At 57.2% G+C, this 21,698-nt stretch carries 5 protein-coding genes; all 5 read left to right on the top strand.

Features of this window, described 5'->3' with window-relative positions:
• Genes M3223_RS03440 through M3223_RS03420 form a run of 5 tightly spaced genes read left to right on the top strand, consistent with a single transcriptional unit; the run spans position 1 to position 21,644 of the window.
• Complete coding sequence (locus M3223_RS03440) at positions 1-3,987, top strand: SDR family NAD(P)-dependent oxidoreductase (protein ID WP_251558953.1); 3,987 nt, start codon at positions 1-3, stop codon at positions 3,985-3,987.
• 17 nt (positions 3,988-4,004) lie between these two features.
• Complete coding sequence (locus M3223_RS03435) at positions 4,005-11,798, top strand: SDR family NAD(P)-dependent oxidoreductase (protein ID WP_251558951.1); 7,794 nt, start codon at positions 4,005-4,007, stop codon at positions 11,796-11,798.
• A 56-nt stretch (positions 11,799-11,854) separates the two neighbouring features.
• Positions 11,855-17,089 carry an SDR family NAD(P)-dependent oxidoreductase gene (locus M3223_RS03430; RefSeq protein ID WP_251558949.1) on the top strand — a complete coding sequence of 1,745 codons (5,235 nt, stop codon included), beginning with the start codon at positions 11,855-11,857 and terminating at the stop codon, positions 17,087-17,089.
• A gap of 41 nt (positions 17,090-17,130) precedes the next feature.
• On the top strand, positions 17,131-20,751 hold the full coding sequence (locus tag M3223_RS03425; protein WP_251558947.1) for a non-ribosomal peptide synthetase: 3,621 nt from the start codon (positions 17,131-17,133) through the stop codon (positions 20,749-20,751).
• 50 nt (positions 20,752-20,801) lie between these two features.
• Positions 20,802-21,644: a 3-hydroxyacyl-CoA dehydrogenase family protein gene (locus tag M3223_RS03420; protein WP_353057664.1), complete on the top strand. Its 843-nt coding sequence runs from the start codon at positions 20,802-20,804 to the stop codon at positions 21,642-21,644.
• The last annotated feature ends 54 nt before the right edge of the window (positions 21,645-21,698 follow it).

The following is a 21,698-nucleotide window of genomic DNA, read 5'->3' as shown; positions in this document are numbered from 1 at the left end:
ATGGAGAAAACGTACCAGTATTTGGTTCAGAGCGTTCAGGACAAAACGATCGACCGGCAAGTTGCAATCGACTTGATTAAGCTGCTGGAATCCGAAGCCAAAACGGATGCGGGCGAAATTGCCATTATCGGCATGGCGGCTAAACTTCCGTCTGCAGACACGATCCGGGAGTTCTGGAGCAATGTGGAGAACGGAGTCAATTGCATTGCGGACTTTCCCGAGACCCGCAGCCGGGATATCTCGCGTTATCTGGCCTTCAAGGGGATACCGGAGGAGGAGATCCGCTACAGCAAAAGCGCTTATTTGCCGGAAATTGATAAGTTTGATTATCAGTTTTTTAAGCTGTCTCCCCGCGAAGCGAGCTTGATGGACCCATGCCAGCGCCTGTTCTTAGAGACGAGCTGGCAGGCCATTGAGGATGCCGGGTACGGCGGCAGCAGGCTGGAAGGCTCCAAAACAGGCGTGTTCGTCGGTTACGCAAGCAATTTCCGCGACATGTACGCCAAAATTATCGAGGATATCGATCCGTCCGCGCTGTCGATTGGTTTAGTTGGCAACCTCACCGCAGTTATATCGGGCAGATTATCGTATTTGCTGGATTTGAAGGGAACGAGCATGGTCATCGACACGGCCTGCTCCTCCTCTCTTGTGGCGATTGATGCGGCCTGCCAGGCGCTGCGCAGCGGTTCCTGCGAGGTGGCCGTCGCCGGCGGCATTAACGTCAATACGGTGCCGGTCAACAAGGACTATATGCAAACCGGAATCGAATCGACCGACGGCGTCTCCCGCGCATTTGACAATTACGCCGACGGCTCCGGTGTTGGCGAAGGCATCGGCGCGATCATTCTGAAGCCGCTGAAGGACGCGCTGCGGGACAAGGACCACGTTTATGCGGTCATTAAAGGAAGCGCGACGAATCAAGACGGCAGATCAGCCGGCTTGACCGCGCCCAACCCGCAAGCGCAGACGGATGTCATTTTGCAGGCATGGGAAAACGCGGGCATCGACCCGGAGTCGATCCGCTATATTGAAACTCACGGTACCGGCACGAACCTGGGCGATCCCATCGAAATTCAGGGCATCCACGGCGCATTCCGCAAACACTCGGTCAATAAGGGGTTTTGCGCGGTTAGCTCGGTTAAGACGAATATCGGCCATTTAAGCGAAGCGGCGGGGATCGTTAGCGTCATCAAGGCCGTAATGGCGCTGCAGACGAAACAGCTGCCGCCGACGATTCATTTTAACGAGCCGAACCGGTCGATTCCGTTCGAGGATTCGCCGGTGTACGTGAACACGAGGCTGCGGCCTTGGGAATCCGGCGCGGAGCCGCGCCGATGCGGCGTCAGCGCGTTTGGGATCAGCGGCACCAACTGTCATATCGTGCTGGAGGAAGCGCCTCAGAGGGCGGCATCTGCCAAGCAATACCCGGGTTTGTTCACGCTGTCCGCCAAATCAAAACCGGCGCTGCTGGAATTAATCGGCCTTTATGAGCAATTCCTGGCGGATAACAGCAAGCTGCAGCTTGAAGAGGTTTGTCATTCCGCCAACGCCGGCCGAGGCCATTATGCGCATCGTCTGGCGCTGCTTCCGGCTACGATGGAGGATCTGCACAGCAAGCTTGCAAGCGCTCGTCGCGATCTGTCCGAAACTGCCGGTTATCAGGTTCATCGGGTGATCGATTCGGCGAAACAAGCGCAGGCAGCGCATGAGGTGACGGCAAAGGAGCAGGAGCGGTTAAGCGCCAAAGCTGCCGAGGCGGCAGCCGCCTATTGGGAGGCGCCGGAGGCGTCCGGCGGCTGGATCGAGGAGCTCGCACAGCTGTATCTTGCGGGAGCCGATGTGAATTGGGATCAGCTGGCGGGTGAAAATGCGCCGCATAAAGTGCCGCTGCCGGCGTATCCGTTCGAGCGCAGCCGATGCTGGATTGATGCGCCGCTGGCGCAGCCGGAGGCAGCTCAACAAAAGCGGGAGGCGGATTTCCTCTACGGCTTTAAGTGGGTTGCAGAGCCGCTGCCGGAGAGCGCAGCCCCCGCGCCGCTAGGCGAGGTGCTCATGGTGAAGGACGGATCCGGTTCGCCGTTTGTGCAAGCGATGATTGGCATGCTGCAGGAAAGAGGCGTAACCGTCATAGTGGCGGAGCTTGGCGGCGGCTTCATCTGTCATGAGCGTGACCGCTACACGATTGGCGTCGGCGAAGACGATTACGATCAATTGATGGCCGAGCTTAATGGACGGAAAATATCGCATATTCTGCATATGTGCGGCTTATCGGACCGGCTTGGCTCGCGGTCACTGGAGGAGCTGGAGAACAGCCAGCAGTTTGGCGTGTACAGCCTGGTTCGTTTAACCCGTGCTGTCATGCGGCATGATTCCAAAACGAAGCTGCATATGGTGCTCTTCACGAAGGGGCTGCACGCCGCTACCGGTGTGGAAACGCAGCTCCGGCCGGAATGGGCGACGCTGACCGGCCTTGGAAAGGTGATTCCCCAGGAGTTTGACGGAATTGCATGCAAAGCGATTGATGTAGACGAATCGACGCCGGCTGCGGCCGTTGCGCCGGAGCTTGAGCGGTATACAAAGCAGTTCCAGGCGTGTTACCGGGACGGCATCCGGTATACGGAGGAGTACGGTCCTGTCAATCCGGAAGAACAGCAGCCCGCTGAGGTCGAAATTCGCACAAGCGGCGTATATCTTATCACCGGCGGCACGGGAGGCATCGGGCTTGAAACGGCCAAGTATCTTGCTTCCAAAGCGGCCGTTAATGTGGCGCTCATCAGCCGTTCGCCGCTTCCTCCAAAAGAGGAATGGGCGGATCTTATCGCAAGCGGCAACGGCGAGCTGCCGGACAAGCTGCGCAAGCTTCAAGAGCTGGAGGCGATGGGAGCTGCGGTTACGGTTCATGCTGCAGACGTAGCTGACTTCGCTGTGATGACCTCCGTTATTGCGAAGCTGCGGAATCAGTACGGCCGGATTAACGGAATTGCGCATGGAGCCGGTGTTGCGGGCGCAGGTTACCTGTTCAAGAAGGATATGGACATGTTCGACCGCGTGCTTCGGCCAAAGCTGGCCGGAACCTGGATTCTGGACACGCTCACGAGGGAGGATCAGCTGGATTTCTTCATTATGCAATCTTCCGGCGTCTCGATGGTCGGCGAAGCCGGGCAGGGCGATTATGTGGCAGCTAACGCATATTTGGACGCATTTTCCGCCTATCGAAGAAAACAGGGACGCCACGCGTTGACGGTCAACTGGGTGTCCTGGAAGGAAGCGGGCATGTCGGTCCGCTTTGGAATTAATATTGATTCCATTTATAAGGCGCTGCCGACGGCAAAAGCAATAGAGGGCCTTAATAGCGCGCTCGGACGGAATTTGACCCGGGTGCTCGTTGGCGAGATGAACGAAAGCCCGGCGTATTTATCGCTTCATCTGGCGTTCCCCTTTCATTTGGCGGCTCGCTTGAATGAGCGCATTCACCGGATTCTAAACGGCAGCACCGGGCTTGAGGGCGGGAGCGTCGTCTCTAACGGCGATTACGATGCCGCCATGCTGGATAACGGCAGGCTCATTATTTTGCCGAAGGGCAGCGCGCCGGCCCGCCGGAGCGGCGAGCCTGTCATAGCGGCGCTGCGGGGCAAGGGCGGAGCGGATTATAACGCGGTTGAACAAGAGGTCGCGAATATTTTCAGCACGATCCTTGGCTATCCTGAAATCGACATCCACGACACATTGTTTGAGCTTGGCGGCGATTCGCTGCTGCTCATGCGGATTCATAAATTAATCGATGCCAAATATCCGGGCAAGGTCACGATTACCGACATGTTCGAGTTTCCTTCCGTGCAGAGGCTGGCCCAGCACATTAACAAGGAAGAGCAGGAGTCGGCAGTTGAGGAAATGGACGTCCGTCTGGAAGCGAGGAACATTTTCGGCAAGCTTGCGGATGGAACGATGAGTTTGGAGGACGCCATTCACGTCCTGGAGGACCTGTAACAGAAAGGGGGAGAATCGTGCAGAACAATCCGAATAACATTTACTCGTTTATCGTCAATCAGACGACAAGCGGAAAGATTGATAAGGAAACGGCTGTTGAGATGATCGGGATGCTGAAGCAGGGCGGGCCTAAGGTTCAGGATGACATCGCGATTATCGGGATGTCCGCCAGACTGCCGGGAGCCGAGGACATCCATGAGTACTGGCGCAATATCGAGAGCGGCATCGACAGCGTGAAGCAAATTCCGAAGCAGCGGCGGGACGACACCGACCAGTACACCAGCTTCAAACAAATGGACAAGGAAGAAGTCATATATCCGGAGTACGGGTATTTGGAGCAAATCGACGGTTTTGACTACGAATTTTTCCGAATGTCGCCCAGGGAAGCGAGCTTGACGGACCCGCATCAGCGGATTTTCCTTGAGCAGGCATGGAAAGCGATCGAGGATGCCGGTTATGGAGGCGACAGGCTGGTCGGCAGCCGCACCGGCGTTTATCTGGGATATACGCAAAGTCCGAAGGACATGTACGTCAAAATGATTTTTGAAACGGACCCGTCCTTAATTCCGATTGCGACCGTCGGCAACATGCAGGCGATGGCGGCGACCCGCATCTCCTATTTGCTCAATCTGAAGGGGCCTGCGCTTGTCGTGGATACGGCCTGTTCCTCGGCGCTAGTGGCCATTGAGCTCGCATGCCAGGCAATCAAGCAGGGGCAGTGCGAGCAGGCGATTGCCGGGGGCATCAAGCTGAACATCATCCCGATCGACGATAAAAACATTCGGATCGGCATCGAGTCAACCGACTGGAGAACCCGGGCGTTCGACGATGCGGCTGACGGCTCCGGCGTAGGCGAGGGCGCAGGCGCGGTGCTGCTTAAGCCGCTGAAAAAGGCGCTTAAGGATGGAGACAACATCTACGCGGTCATCAAAGGAAATTCCGTCACCCACGACGGGCAGACTGCGGGCATTACGGTGCCGAACCCAGCCTCGCAAACGATGGTGCTCCAGCAAGCCTGGGAGGAAGCCGGCATTGATCCGGAGACGCTGGATTATATCGAAACGCACGGCACGGGCACAAAGCTCGGCGACCCGATCGAAATCAAGGGCATTGAAGGCGCCTTCAAAAAATACACCACCAAAAAGCAGTTCTGCGCAATCAGCTCGGTAAAGACGAATATCGGGCATCTCAGCGAGGCGGCGGGCATTGCCAGTTTGGTCAAAATGGCGCTTTCGCTTAAGTATAAAAAGCTGCCGCCATCCATTTATTTTCAAAAACCGCATTCCGCCATCACATTTGCCGACTCGCCGCTGTACGTCAACACTCAGCTGCGCGACTGGGACACCGATGGCCATCCAAGACGCGGAGGCATAAGCGGTTTCGGCATGAGCGGCACGAATTGCCATCTCGTGCTGGAAGAAGCGCCGGAGCCCGCCGGGAGCGGGAATGAAACGGATGCTGCACAGCCGGAGGTGTTCACGCTGTCGGCACGAAACAGCCAGGCGCTGAGGGAGCTGCTGCAGCTGTATGACGGCTATTTAGGGCAGGAAGGACCGCTGCCAGCGTTAGCCGATATCAGCTACACCGCGAACACAGGCCGCAGCGCTTATGCGCACCGGCTGGCCTTGATTGTGCAGGATGCGGACGATCTGCGGGACAAAATTCGCATCTGTCTGGACTCGGAGCTGGAATCGCTTCGGCATTCCTGGTCGTTTTACGGCTTCCATCGGGCGGCCCGCACGAATGTTCCCGCCAAGGAAGGCGAATTGGACGAGCAGGAGAAGCATCGCCTTAGCCTTGAGGCCGGGCAGCGGCTGAACGATTGGATCGGATCGGGAAAAACGGATCAAGGAGCCCTGCAGGCGCTTTGCTCCGCTTATGCGTGCGGCGGCGACGCAGACTGGAGCTTGCTTTATGCCGGTGAACGGAGACGGCGTGTCAGCTTGCCAACCTATCCGCTGCAAAACGTCAGAAGCTGGCTGGAGTTCCCGCAATCGGCCGCACCGGAAGCGGAAGAAGAGGACGGTTGTTATTTTGCGCCAATATGGACGGCAGAGGAACGCGGCCTGGCCGCAGGAGAGCCGCCGACTGGAATTTCGCTGCTCCTTGGGGGCCTGGACACGCAGCTTGGCGCTTCTATCGCGGACGCGAATGCAAGCGCGGACCGGCATACCGTAACCGCATCCGTCGGCGGGCAATTTGTCCGGCATCATGCCGGTTCCTATACGATCCGCAACACGCCGGAGGACTACATCCGGCTGTTGAACGAAATCGGCGGCGGGCTGACGCAGATCGTACATATGCTCAATCTGGAGGGCGCGGAGCCGATTGGCAGTCTGGCGATGCTGGAAGAGAGCCAAAACCGCGGACTCTATAGTCTCTTCTATTTGTATCAGGCATGGATGCACGTAAACGGGCTGCAAAAGGTAGACCTGGTCCTTGTTACGGACCGCGCGCAAGAGGTAAACGGGAATGAGGCCGGCCTTCATCCCGAGCAAGCGACAGCGGTTGGCTTTGGCAAGGTGCTGGCGAAGGAGCATGCGCAATTCGAATGCCGGAGCATTGATATCGATTCGGCAGCGGATGTGGCACGGATCGTGGACGAAATTCGGCAGGGCCACGGGACAGCCGCATACGGCGTTGCCTTCCGGGGAGACGGCCGTTATACGGAGCAATTCGCGCAGCTGGCACTGGAGCGCGCCGAAGATGAGCCCGTTCTCATCAAGGATCGCGGCGTTTATATCATAACCGGCGGAACGGGCGGAATTGGCCTGGAAACAGCCAAAGCGCTTGCCGCCCGCGCAACCGCCGTCAATCTGATCCTGATCAACCGGACGGCGCTGCCCGAACGCGAGCGCTGGGATGAGATCGCAGCTGCTGGATTGGATGAGCGTGCTCTGCACAAAATTCAGTCCATCCGTGGCCTTGAGGCAGCTGGAGCCTGTGTAAAGCTGATCGCGGCCAACATCTCTGACGAAGGGGATATGACCAAGGTATTGGCAGAGGTTCGCGGCGAATTCGGCCGGATCGACGGCGTCATTCACGGTGCGGGCGTGGCGATTGACCAGCTGCTGAAGGATAAACAAGAGAGCGTCATACGCGAAGTGCTGCTGCCTAAGGTGAACGGCACTTGGCTGCTGGACCGGTTGACCGCTGAAGACGATCTCGATTTCTTCGTCCTGTTTTCGTCGGTGGCGACCATTTATTTTGGCTCAACGCAAAGCGATTATGTGGCGGCAAACGCCTATATGGATTCGTTCGCCCAAGCCCGGAGCCGACAGGGCAGAAAGACGCTGACGGTCAACTGGACAACGTGGAAGGAAACCGGGATGGCCAAAAATTCCGGGGTTGCCGTGGACACAATTTTCCGTACGCTGCCTACGGCTGACGGCATAGCTGGACTTATGGCGGCGTTGAATAAACGGATTCCAAGAGTGCTGATCGGTGCATTCAACTATGAGAAGTTCGGCATTATGCTGCTGGAAAAAGCAACCGTCAAGCTGTCCGGGCCGCTGCAGCGCAGATTGGACTGGCATAAACAGCAGCTTGCCAGCACGAGCAAAGCCGCGAAGCCGAAGGAATCTCAAAAAGGCGGCGATGTGCAGCTTTCCGGTAAGGACGGGGCGGTATACAACGAAACCGAGAAGGCAATCGCTGCGGTATGCCGGGATGTGCTCGGATACAGCGAGATTGACGTTTACGATAACTTCTTCGAGCTTGGCGCGGACTCGATTTTGCTTATGCGCATCCATATGGACTTGGAGAAGCGGTTTCCGGGCGTGCTCTCGGTGGCGGACATGTTTGAGTATTCAACCATCGCCAAACTAGCGGAATACATCGTTGAGCAGGATGCGGAGAGCGCCGCGCCTACCGAGACGATCGCAGCCAGAGAGACGCTGAATGCGGATAGCGAGATTGCCATCATCGGAGTCTCGTTCCGCTTTCCAAAGGCCGAGACGACGGAGGAGTTCTGGAGCGCGCTGCAGGCGGGCGTAGATCTCGGCAGCGGGTACCCGGACAGCAGAAAAAGCGACATGGAGAAATACGTCAAATTTAAGGGCTGGCCGCTGAACGCAGTTGATTACGAGATGGGCAGCTATCTGGATGAAATCGACAAATTTGATTACCGCTTTTTCCGCATGTCGCCGAAGGAAGCGAGCATGGCCGATCCGAACCACCGTTTGTTCCTGCAGACAGCGTGGCATGCGATTGAAGACGCCGGTTACGGCGGCAAAAAAATTCATGGCACCAACACCGGCGTTTATCTCGGTTATGCCTCCAACATGGTCTACTTCCACCGCTTTATCAGTGAGGTTGAGCCGCAGTCGGAAGGGGCTGCGCTTGTCGGCAACACGGCTTCCGTGTCAACGGGCCGAGTATCCTACCTGTTCGATTTGAAGGGGCCAAGCGTTGTCGTGGATACAGCCTGTTCGTCCTCCTTGACGGCGGTCCATCTGGCCTGCAAATCCATTCGGATGGGCGACTGCGACATGGCGATCGCCGGCGGGGTCAGGCTGAACATGATGCCGATTTTCAAAAAAGGCTCGCCAAGGGGCATTGGTATGGAATCGGGCGACGGCAGAACGCGGGCGTTTGATGAGCTGTCGGAAGGCACCGGCACCGGCGAAGGCGTTGCAGCCATTTTGTTGAAGCCTCTGAAAAAGGCGATTGAAGACCGGGATCATATCTATGCGGTCGTTAAAGGAAGCGCGTCCAATCAGGACGGCAGCTCGGCGGGATTAACCGCTCCGAACCCGGCTGCGCAGGAAGAGGTTATTATTCAGGCGTGGGAGGATGCGGGCATCGACCCGGAATCCGTGACGTACATCGAAACGCATGGAACGGGCACGCAGCTCGGCGACCCTGTTGAGATTCAAGGCATCCAGAGCGCTTTCCGGCGTTACACCCGCAAGAAGCAGTTCTGCGCAGTCGGCTCGTCAAAGACGAATCTGACGCATCTGTCAGAAGCGGCCGGCATTGCAGGGGTTGTTAAAGCGGTGCTCGCTTTGAAGCATAAGGAGCTGCCGCCTAATCTTTATTTCAACCGTCCAAACCGGAAAATCGATTTTGTGAATTCGCCGGTGTATATCAATGCCACCGGAAAACCGTGGGAGACGGACGGGCATCCACGCCGCTGCGGCGTCAGCGGTTTTGGCATGAGCGGCACGAACTGCCACGTTGTCATGGAAGAATACACAGGCGCCGGAGAAGCGCAAACGGCGGCATCGCCGGAGGGGCATCCGCAGCTGTTTACGCTCTCCGCTTTAACCGAAACGGCGCTGCGTCGGCTCGTTAAGGCTTATGCATCGCAGAAGCTCGGCAGCGGATCGGCCTCGGACTTCCGCAACGCCTGTTATACTGCCAACACGGGACGCGGCCATTATGCGTACAGGCTGGCCGTTATGGCAAGCGATATGGAAGACCTGCAGCGAAAGCTGGCGGAATGGAATGAAACAAGCGGCACTAGCGGGCTGGAGCAGCCGTGGCTGTTTTCCGGCTATCACAAAATCGTATCGGAGACAAAAGCGAAAAAAGCGGACGGCGAGATTTCCGAGGGCCAGCGCACAGGCTTGTCCAAGCAGGCATCGGAGCTGGTCGGCAGTTATGTAAACGGCGGCAGGGCCGACGACAGCAGGCTGCGGCAGCTTAGCGAGCTTTACGTGCAGGGAGCGGATGTCAATTGGGAGCAGCTGTACGAAGGGGAAGAGCTGTACCGGATGCCGCTGCCGACCTATCCGTTTGAGCCGGAACGGTGCTGGATCGAGATTCCTGAGTATGAGCAGGAGGCGGTTGAGACCGCATCCGGCGGGCTGTATTACGGCGGACAATGGGTGCGCCAGGAACAGATGGCCGCTATGGATATCAGCCAGAACGGACCGGTGCTGATGTTTATGGACGAGCTGGGTCTTGGCGAAAAACTAGCCGAACGGTTTCAGCGGCAGGGAGCAGAGACCGTCAAAGTATATTTGCGCCCGCAGTACGCCAAGCAGGCAGGCGGCATCTATCACGTGAGCGGTACGGTTGACGATTATATCCGGCTGCTGAAGGACAACAAGGGTAAAAAGTGGAGCAAAATCATTCATATGTTCAGCATGGTGAAGGCAGGAATGGCCGCAGATTGGGACGGCTTTAATGAAACCCAGCGGCGCGGCGTATACAGCCTGTACTATCTGAGCAAAGCGGTTGCGCAGGTAGGCTTAAGCGCGGCAGCCGATACGGTGCTGATCTCCGATTATGCCGATGCGGTGAGCGGCCGCGAGCCGCGGATTAATCCGTGGAACGCACCGCTGCTGACGCTTGGCAAATCGGTCCGTCAAGAGCTTTCGAGCCTTGTGTGCCGCGCCATTGACATCGATGAAACGACCAGCCTGGACACGCTGATGCGGGAGCTTACGTCCGTTCCGTCGCTTTATGCGATCGCATTCCGCGACAACGAGCGGTACGCCGAGATTTTCAAGGAGTACCGGGTGCAAGAGGCGGAGCCGCAGCCGATTGAGGTCAAGCCGGAAGGAATTTATCTGATTACCGGCGGTACGGGCGGCATGGGCATTGAGACCGCCAAATACTTGGCGGCCCGCAGCAAAGTGAATATCGCGCTGCTTAACCGCAGCCCTTTGCCGGACAAATCGACCTGGGACGGCATCATGGAGCGCAACAGCCGGATGGACCGCAAATCGATCCAGCGGATGAAGGCGGTGCGCGAGGTTGAGGCGCTTGGAGCGAACGTTGAATGTTACGGTATTGATGTTTCCAACTTGGAGGAGATGGAGTCGCTGGTAGACCGGCTGCGGTCGCAATACGGCCGGATTAACGGCATTGTGCACGGCGCCGGAGTCGGCGGCGACGGCTTCCTGTATGTGAAGGAGGACTCGGTGTTCAACGGAGTCGTCCATCCAAAGGTGTTCGGAACCTGGATTCTCGACAAGCTGACCGAGCAGGACAAGCCGGATTTCTTCCTGATGTTCTCTTCCATGAGCTCGCGGTTTGCCGTGCCGGGGCAGGGGGATTATTGCGCAGCCAATGCGTTTCTTGATGTTTACGCCAAATACAAAATGATGAAGCAGCATAAGTCGCTTGCGATTAACTGGGTCGCTTGGAAGGAAACCGGCATGGCAGTCGAATTCGGCGTCAATGCCGACGGGGCGTTCAAAGCCTTGCCAACGGCGGTGGCGGTGCGCGGCATCGACGAAGCTTTAAACAGAAAGGTTTCCAATGTGCTCATCGGCGAGCTTAACTACGGCTCGGAACTGCTTTGGGAGCTTGGGCTTGTCCCGCAGCTGTCGGACGGGCCGATCGATGCGGCCATTACCCAATCGCGCAAGCGCTGGGAGGCGAGACTGCAGGCGTCGCAGCGGCGCGTTGAGGGCGAAATCAAGCTGACGGGCGGGGACGGCGAAATTACCGACCTGGAGACGAAACTGGCGGAAATTTATTGCGAGGTGCTCGGCTTTAACGAAATTGACGTCGACGATAATTTCTTCGAGCTTGGCGGCGACTCCATTTTGCTGGGAAGGGTGCATGCATCGCTAGAGAAGTATTATCCGGGCAAAGTCCGGCTGTTGGATCTGTTCGAATACACCTCCGTCAGCAAGCTGTCCGATTACTTGCGGGCCGAGGAGGACGACGAGCCGGATGACTTCGGTTATGACCGCGAAATGTCGGAGGTACTGCAGCAGGTAAGCGCAAGCGTTGATCTGGAGGAAGATACGCTGCGTCTGATGGAAGAGCTGGACAGCGGCAGCCTGTCTCTGGAGGACGCGCTGGAGCAGCTGATGAAACCGTCGCAGGAGAGCAGCACTAGGAAAAAGTAATCGGCGAGCGCAAAGGGAACTTTGGCAAGCTTTGGCCGCCCGGAGGGTTAACGGCTATGGACAAGCTCTATCACTATATTCTCAAGCGGGCTACCGAAGGAAAGATTGAGAAGGAAGACGCTGTGCGCATGGTTACGATGCTGCGCCAGACGCAGGCGGAGCTTCAGGAAAACGGCAAGGAGGACATCGCAATTATCGGGATGTCCTCCCACATTGCAGGTACCGACTCCCCGGCGGAATTCTGGAAGAGCATCGAAGCGGGGATTGATCTGACGGGAGCGTTCCCCAAGGAGCGCAGCGCAGATATTGAAAGCTATCTGACCGCGATGCTGGATGATATGGGCTGGGAAGTGAAATATTCGCCGGGCGCATATTTGCATGATATCGCTTCCTTCGACTACAGCTTTTTTCGCATTACGCCTAATGAGGCGAACCTGATGGACCCTTCCCAGCGGGTATTTTTGCAGACAGCGTGGGAAGCCGTCGAGGATGCCGGTTATGGCGGCAAAAAGCTGGCCGGCAGCCGGACAGGCGTGTATGTCGGTTATTCCAGCAGCTCGCTCTATCACAATATGATTTTGGATACGGAGCCGGAAGCGGCGGCTGCGGCGCTGACCGGCAATATAGCCGCCATGCTGCCGACCCGAATTTCATACATGCTTGATTTAAAAGGGCCCACGCTCATTTTAGATACGGCGTGCTCTTCATCATCGGTGGCCATTCATCTTGCCTGCAAAGCGATCCATAACGGAGACTGCCACATGGCGCTCGCCGGAGGCATTCGCATCAATTTGCTGCCCGTCGACAACTCGGGACTGAAGCTGGGAGTGGAAGCGGCCGATGGACGGACGCGGACATTTGACGCCGATGCCGAGGGAGCTGGCTGGGGAGAGGGCAGCGCTGCCGTGCTGCTCAAGCCGCTCCATAAGGCGGTTGCCGATGGCGACCGGATCTACGCCGTCATTAAAGGCACTGCCTTGAATCAGGACGGCGCTTCAATCGGGATTACCGCCCCGAACTCCAATGCGCAGGCGGATGTGCTGCAGAAAGCTTGGCACGAAGCGGGCATCCAGCCGGATACGCTCTCTTATATTGAAGTGCACGGAACGGCGACGAGGCTCGGCGACCCGCTGGAAATAGAAGGGCTGTACAAAGCGTTCAAAAAGCATACGCGCAAAAAGCAGTTCTGCGCGGTCAGCACGCTCAAAACGAATGTAGGCCATCTGTACGAATGCGCTGGAATCGCCGGGGTAATCAAGGCCGCCCTGTCGTTAAAAAACCGCAAGCTGCCAGCCTCCCTGAACTTTAACCGGCCCAATGCCGCCATAGACTTCAGCGACTCGCCGGTTTATGTGAACACGCATACGCGGGACTGGGAGGCTCAGGAGCATCCGCGCAGATGCGGAATCAGCGCGTTCGGCTTGAGCGGAACGAACTGCCATATCGTGCTTGAGGAGTACACGCCTGCGCCAGCCGGGCAAACGGACGGCGATTCGGATAAAAATGTCCCGGCTCAACCCCAGCTGCTTACGATATCGGCCCGGTCGCTGGACTCGCTGCATGGCATTATCAGCCGTTATGGACAGCTGTTGAACCGTGAAGCGGAATTTCCGCTTCGGGATTTATGCTACACGGCGAATACGGGCAGGGGCCATTATGCGCACCGGATCGCCATTATTTGCGAGGATTCCGCTGATCTGAAGCGCAAAATAGCGCTGCTGGAGAGCCAGCCGCTGGAGGAACTTGTGCATTCCGATATCCTGTACGGCAGACACAAAGTTGTTTCCGGCAACAAACAGGAGCTGGGTGAAGGCGAAATCAAGGAGAGCAAACGCGGAGAGCTGACGCGGCAGGCTGCCGGAAAGCTCGCGCAGCTTGCCGATTCGGGAGGGACGGACAAAGAGCTGCTTCGCGAAATCGGCTGCCTTTATACCGGCGGCGCGGAGGTGAGCTGGGAGGAGTTGTACCGGGGGCAGGAGTGCAAAATTACGGATGCGCCGGTGTATGCCTTTGAGAAAAAGCACTGCTGGCTGGAGCAGCCTCAGGCCGTATCGAAGCGTGAGGTGAAGGAGCCGCTGCTGTATGCGATGGAGTGGCGCAAGTGCAGCCGCATTCCTGAGCCGTCAGCGCTGAAGGGCGCCGCCGTAATCTTTATGGATTCCTCTGGTACCGGCCAGCGTATTGCCGAGTCATTCCGGGCTGGCGGCAGGCCGGTAATTGAGATCGAGCTTGCGGATGAGGCGTCTCCAGCTTGTACGGCTCTGGGCCAACGTTACCGGATCAACGGCTCCAAGGAAGGTTATCTGCTTCTGCTGCAGCAGCTGAAGGACGTATCGGTTAGCCAGATCATTCATCTGTTTGCACTGGATGCGCAGGACGCCAGCGGCTCGCTCGAAACGCTGAAGGAGCGGCAGCAGCGCAGCGGCGCATACAGTCTCTGGTACTTAACGCGGGCGCTGGCGGCAGCGGCAGCGGATAATCGCGAGCAGCTTGCTCTGCACATTGTTACCCGCACTACGGTCCGGGCTTCCGGGGAGGAGAAACAGCTCATTCCCGACTATGCGCCTCTCCATGGAATGGGCAAGGCGATTCCGAAGGAGCTTCCGGGCGTTTCTGTCAAAATAATTGATCTGGACGGAAACGTTCCGGTTTCCGGGCTGATGAACGAGCTGCAGGCAGCGGACGGCACCTATGCCGTTGCGCTTCGCGGCGGCGACCGTTACACCGAGGTGTTCGCCGAGCTGTCCAACGTGACGGAAGACGCCAGCCCGGTGACGCTGCAGAAACAAGGCGTCTACTTGATTACCGGCGGTCTAGGCGGGATCGGACTGGAAGTCGCCAAGCGGTTCGCCGCGGCGGGAAAGGTGAATTTGGCGCTGCTGAACAGAACGCCGCTTCCGCCTCGCGCGCAGTGGCAGGCTATTCTCGGCAACGGCGACGGCGGCTCGGCGGACAAGCTGAAAAAGCGGCTGCGCTCGCTGCTGGAGCTGGAGTCGCTCGGCGCAAACGTGGACTGCTTCAGCGTCGATATTGCCGATTACGCGGCGATGGCAAAGGTGATGGCGGGGCTAAAGAGCAGCTACGGCTCGATTCGCGGCATTGTCCATGGCGCGGGCGTTTCCAGCGATGGTCCGCTCGCGGACAGAAGCGAAGGCATGTTTGAAGCGATCTATGCTCCGAAGGTTTACGGCACATGGGTGCTCGATCACTTGACCCGTGAGGAGGAGCTTGATTTTTTCATCCTGTTCTCCTCGGTAGCAACTATTTTTACGGCGCGGGGACAAGGCGATTATGCTGCCGCAAACGCATACCTGGATGCTTACGCCTCGTACCGCAGGGACGGTCGCGGGCGGACGGTTTCCGTGAATTGGACAACATGGAAGGAAACCGGGATGGCCTTTGACGGCGGTCACGTGTTTGACACCATTTTCAAAACGCTGCCTACAGAGCTTGGGCTGGACGGGCTGTCCCTGCTGCTGCGGCAGGAAGCCGACCGGGCGCTTGTCGGACATATTCACTACGATGGAGCAGGCGCGATGCTGCTTGAGCGTTCCGGCGTCGCTTACTCGGATCTCATCCGCCAGCGGATTGCCGCCAAACGGGACAAAAAGCCCAAAACAGGCGGAGCAGCGGAGAAAAGCGTGCGCAGCGCGGACGGCGTAACCTTGCTCGGACGCGGGGATGGCGGTTATTCCGAACTGGAGCAGAAGCTTGCTCTCTGCTGCAAACAGGTTTTTGGCTACGAAGAGATTGACATCTACGATAATTTTTTCGAAATGGGAGCAGATTCGCTCGTGCTGATGAAGCTGCAGGGTGAAATTGAAACCCATACGTTTGAAGCGGTTCCGGTCAGTGAATTGTTCCAGCACACGACGGTTGCTCAGCTGGCTGAGTATTTAGCTCGGCGGGCCAGCGGCCGGGGAGCTGTGAGCACTCATACGTATCCGCCGATGCAGAAGGCGGAGGAGAAGCCGTTTTATCCGGCCTCTCACGCTCAGCAGCGGATGTTTCTCGCTTTTAAACGGGAGCCGCAGACGACGAGCAGCAACCAGTTCCGCGTCTCGGTGCTGCACATCCGAATCGAGCCCGAAAGAATGGAGCTGGCCGCGCGCCGCCTGATCGACCGGCATGAGGTGCTGCGCACCGCCGTAATGGCACGGGACGGCGAAATCGTGCAGGTCATTCAGGAGCGGGCGGACTTTAAGCTCGCTTACTGGGAAGCCGGCGAAGCAGAGGCACAGGCGATAATCGGCAGCTTCAAGCAGCCGTTTGATTTAAATGCGCCGCCGCTGTTCAGGCTTGGCTTGGTGAAGGTGGAGGAGCAAAAATACTATTTGCTCTATGACGCCCACCATATCATTACGGACGGCGTATCGATGGAGATTTTCATGCGGGAGCTCGTGCAGCTTTACAAGGGCGAGACGCTGCCTGCTCCAGCCTATCAATATAAGGATGCCGTGGAGTGGCAGCTCTCCTTCATGCAATCGGAGGCTATGGACCGCCAGCGGCGTTATTGGCTGGATACGTTCGCGGACGGAATTCCGCTGCTGCGTCTTCCGACGGATTTTGAGCGATCAGGCAAACTGGCCTTTGAAAGCGGCTTGATGCTGCGGCTTACGGATCAGGAGCTGGCAAACAGGCTGAAAACGCTGGCGGGAAGCGCCGGGACGACGATGTACATGCTGCTGCTCGCCGCTTACGCCGTATTGCTTTCCAAGTATGCCGCCCAGGAGGAGCTAGTTATCGGCTCACCTGTAGCCGGACGGCCCAAACGCGAGATGGACCGGATCGTCGGCATGTTTATTAACATGCTTGCGATGCGGGTGAACCCGCGCAAGGAGATGACCTTTCTGGACTGTTTGGATGAAGTGAGGGCAGGTGCGGTCCAGGCATTTGATCATCAGGATTACCCGCTTGATGAGCTCATCTATCAGCTGGACATGAAAAGAGACGCGAGCCGCCATCCAATGTTTGATACGGTGTTTATTTACCAGAGCGCTGCCGCAGAGGAGAGGGAGATGGGACGTTCGCTAGACGGGATTTACAATTTGACGGACTACGACCTGACCATGGAGGCCATGGAGAAAAACGGCGCTCTTCAGCTCCGGCTGGAATATAACACCTTCCTGTTCCGGCCTCAAACCGCTGAGCGGCTTTTGGAAGATTATGCGGGTATTCTGAAGGCCATAGCCGATTCGCCCCAAACACGGCTGCAGCATATCGAGCTGGCCAGCTTGGACCGGCTGGCGCCGGAATATGAAGCGGATGAAGAAATTTCCTTTAATTTGTAGCTCTTGGCGGTACGAGTAGAAACGAAGGGAGGGATTCGTGCGTGAAAATAGATTCTTATTCCGATAATCTTCTCCTGACGAGCGGCAAGTGGGAGGAGGAGCGGGAATATTGGCTTCACAAGCTGAATGCTGACGCCTTGCCTTCGGGATTCGAGGGAGACCTTAAGGAACACGGAGGACGCGCAGCGGCGGCGGAGACGTTCAGCGGACAGCTTCCTGCTGAGCTGAGCGCCAGGCTGCTGTCGGCAAGCAGAGGCTCGCAACAAGGATTGTATGCGCTGCTGCTCTCCAGCGTGTTTTATGTGCTCCACCGTTATACCGGCGAACGGACGTTGACCGTCGGCATGCCGAGCGGACGACGGCCGGAAGAGAGCGGCATTCCGGATCAGCTGACCGCGCTGCAGGTTGACGTCGACGAAACAGATTCGTTTAAAGCTTACATGCAGCAGGTCGGCCAAACGGTTCAAGAGGCGAGGAAATATAAACACATTCCGTATTCGGCCATCGTCCGGCTGATGAAGCAGGAAGCAGCGGCGATTGCGCCTGCCTTCAAAACGGTCGTCGCGCTGAACACGCTGCATGCCCCCGTCTATGTTCAGGATTCACAGGCGACGGTTACGTTCTGCTTCCTGCTGGCAGAGAACAAGCTTCAGCTGGAGCTGCTGTATCAACGTTCGATGTTCTCGCGGCAAATGATAGAGCGCTTGAGCCGCCATCTGATCGCTTTTCTGGATGAGGCGCTGCTCAACAGCAGTATGCCGCTGAGCGGGATCAGGATGCTCTCTCTGGATGAAATTGCCGAGCTTAATGCGTTTAACGCCACGGCGGTCCCGTATCCGAAGGATCAAACGATTCATGAGCTATTTGATGCGCAGGCGCTGCGGACGCCGGACTTGCCGGCTTTGCGCTTCGCGGAGCAAATGCTCACCTATGAGCAGCTGAAGGCACGTTCGGATCGTCTAGCCGGCCTGCTCCGCAGCAAAGGAATTAGCCGCCGGAAGATCGCCGCTGTAATGACGAAGCGCTCGCCGGAGATGCTGGTTGCGATTTTGGCGGTATTAAAGGCGGGCGGGACGTATGTTCCCGTCGATCCGTCCTACCCGCTCGACCGCATCAAACATATGCTGGACAACAGCGGATCGGGCGTTCTGTTGACCCGGAGAGGACTCGCGGATTCGCTGGCTTTTCAAGGCGAGGTGCTGGACATGGAGGACCCTTCTCTGTACGAGGGGACAGGCCCTCCGCCAATCAACGTCAACGACACTGAGGATGGGGCTTATCTAATCTACACTTCCGGCTCCACCGGATTGCCTAAAGGCGTGTTAGTTCCGCATCGGGCGGTCGTCAATTTCATCACCGGCATTACCGGAGCTGTCCCTGCCTTCACGGAGGGCAGACGAATCGCCGCCGTTACTACGCTCTCCTTTGATATTTTTGTGCTGGAGACGCTGCTGCCGTTAACGCAGGGCCTTACGGTTGTTATCGCCGGCGAAGCCGAGCAGCAGAGCTCCGCTTTGCTGAACCGCTGGCTGGCGGAGCATCGCATCGAGCTGCTGCAGACGACGCCGTCGCGGGCGCAGCTGCTGCTTCAGGATTCGGAGGCAAAAGTTGGCCTAAGAGATGTGACGGCTTGGATGATCGGAGGGGAGGCGTTCCCGGACAAGCTGCTGCGCAGCGTTCAGGAACAATGCGCAGCTGCGGCCATCTACAATATGTACGGTCCGACGGAGACGACAGTCTGGTCCGCTGTGAAAAATGTTACCGGCGCGTCCTCCGTTACGCTCGGAGCCCCGATTGCCAACACGCAGATTTATATCGTCGATTCGCTTATGCGGCTTATGCCGGAGGGCGTCGCAGGCGAGCTCTGCATTGCCGGTGACGGTGTGGCAATCGGCTACTGGCAGCGGGAGCAGCTGACCGATGAGCGGTTCGTTCCTTGTCCGTTTAACGGCGGACGGATGTACCGCACGGGTGATTTGGCCAGAAGGCTGCCGGGCGGCGAGCTCGAATTTCTCGGACGCATCGATCATCAAATGAAAATGCGAGGGTATCGGGTGGAGCTTGGCGAGATCGAGTCGGCGCTGCTCGGCGTGCCCAATATAAAGGCGGCTGTCTGCCATGCCAGGGACGATAGTCAAGGGAATCTGATCCTGTGCGCTTATTACGTTTCCCAAGCTTCCTTGTCGGCGGATGAATTGAGGAGCGCGATTTCCGCAAAACTGCCGGATTATATGCTGCCTTCATTTTACATTCCTTTGGAACAGCTTCCGTATACGCCGAACGGCAAAATCGACCGGAAACAGCTGCCCGATCCGTATGTGGCGGCTGAATTTATCGGGGAACCGCCTGCCAGCGAGCAGGAGGAGCAGCTGTTAGACATGTGGAGAGCGGTCCTCGGGGTGGAAGGAATCGGCGTAACCGATGACTTTTTTAATGCGGGAGGCCACTCGCTAAAGGCGCTGCGGCTAGAGGTAGAGCTGGAGAAGGCAGGGTTCGCCGTTGAGAGCGAGGATTTATACCATTATCCAACGATCCGCAGCTTTTTGAACCGGATGACACGCCAGCCGGCGGATAACGATACGGTTCAAACGGCAGTTCCCGCAGCCGAAGACGGGGCGTTCTCCGGAATAAGCGACGCATGGGTCGCGGTTGAGCGGGCTGAACGGATAACTCCGTTCAACGATGTTTTTTATAAAGAATGTTTCTATCACTCGTTATTTCCGGCTGTCCGTTATTTCGGGCAAAGCCTGCTGCCGCTTCTGGCCAACGATACCGTCGTTTACCGGTACAACGAGGAGACGGTTCATTTTCAGGTGGATTACGAGACGAAATCGCCGCTGCACGGATTGCTGGCAAACATGGGAATTGCCGTGGAGACCCGCATCGTGGGCTCAAAAATAATTGAAGCGATCCAATCGTCTATCCGCGGCAATCGGCTCGTTATTGTGCGAATCGACTGTTACTATGCCTCCGGCCGTGAGGAAACGTACCGCAAGAAGCATTGGCCTCATTCCTGGCTCGTGTTCGGTTATGATGACAACCGGCAAGCATTTGGCGTAATTGAGCATGATCACATTGAAAATTTAACGTACCGGAAGCGGTGGGTCAGCTACGAGGATACCTTAAACGGTCATCTTGGCTATAGAGAAGCATTTGGCAGCGAAACGCCGGTGTATTACGAGCTGTCTGCCGCAGTTCCGGCTGCCGGTTCGGCGGAGGCTGACCGTCCGGGGAATTCCGCTGCTGCAGCCAGCGGTCTCCGGGACATGTTTAACGACAGCGTCTCCGCGTTGAAAAGCTTTGCCGGAATCGTTCATCAGGCGCTGCGGGAGGAGCATTTTATTGAAAAGGATGGCGAGCGTCTGCTCGACGCGCTGAACGGGATCGTGAACGCGAAGCTGCTCGACCAGTACCGCTATGTGCAGCTGCAAGGTCCGTACCTCCAGCTGCAAAGCGACGTGGACGAGCTGCTGAAAGTATGGAAGCCGATCCGGGCGAAGGTGGCCAAGGCGCTGTTCACCGCCAAGTTAAGCCCGGAGACGGCAGCGAAGCTGTCCGCCCAGCTTGACGAGGCCGTGTCCCTGGAGCGTGAATACGCGCTCAAGCTGGCTGAGCTCGCCGGGACTAACGGGGCAATGGAGCGCATCGCATCGCTTTATTAAGCAGAAGCGGAAGAACGGTCAAAATTCACTCGGAAAGAAGTGGGAGCGTAGTGCAAATCGGAGTAATTGGCGCGGGAGTTATGGGAAGCGGGGTTGCCCAAGCGCTGGCTCAATCAGGTCTGTCCGTCGTTGTGGTTGATATCGATCAAGCCAAGCTTGAGCAAGCGAGGGGGGAAATTGCTAACGCGCTGCGCTTCCGCGCGCTGTTCGGCTCCTCCGAGAAGCTGGAGGCGGCGGATGCCGTTATGGAGCGCATTCAATTTACGACCGAGCATCAACAACTTAGCGACGTCAGCTTTGTCATTGAAAATGCGACGGAGAGCTGGGAGGTTAAGCGGGATATTTACGAGCTGATCGATGGCATCTGCCGGGAGGATTGCATTTTTATGATTAACACCTCCTGCATCTCGATTACTAAGCTGGCTGCGGTTACTGGCCGTCCGGCTCAAGTGATCGGGACCCATTTCATGAATCCGGTTCCTGCCAAAAAAACAGTGGAGGTCATTCGCGGCTTCCATACGTCCGACGCGTGTGTTAGCGCAGTGGGAGAGCTGATGGGCGAGATGGGCAAGGAAATGATCGTCGTTAATGATTATCCGGGTTTTGTATCCAACCGGATTTCCCATCTGTTTATGAATGAAGCGGCATTTGTCGTGCAGGATGGCGTTGCGTCGGCGGAGGAAGTGGACGATATTTTCAAAAAATGCTACGGACATGCAATGGGCCCGCTGGAAACGGCTGACCTGATCGGCCTGGATACGGTCGTCCACTCGCTGAAGGTGCTCTATGACAGCTATCAGGATCCGAAATTCCGCTGCTGCCCGCTGCTGCAAAAGATGGTGGATGCGGGGCTGCATGGCCGCAAGAGCGGCCAAGGTTTTTATTCTTATTAGAGGTTGTTCAAAAAGCCCGACATTGATCACGAAGTAACTCAGGATGCGTACTCG

The organism is Paenibacillus pasadenensis, assembly GCF_023715725.1.
Classification (GTDB): domain Bacteria; phylum Bacillota; class Bacilli; order Paenibacillales; family Paenibacillaceae; genus Paenibacillus_O; species Paenibacillus_O pasadenensis_A.
This window is presented reverse-complemented; position numbering and strand designations above follow the sequence as displayed.

Coding starts and splice junctions, on each gene's coding strand:
- M3223_RS03440 (WP_251558953.1), top strand. CDS start 1: ATGGAGAAAACGTACCAGTATTTGGTTCAGAGCGTTCAGGACAAAACG.
- M3223_RS03430 (WP_251558949.1), top strand. CDS start 11,855: ATGGACAAGCTCTATCACTATATTCTCAAGCGGGCTACCGAAGGAAAG.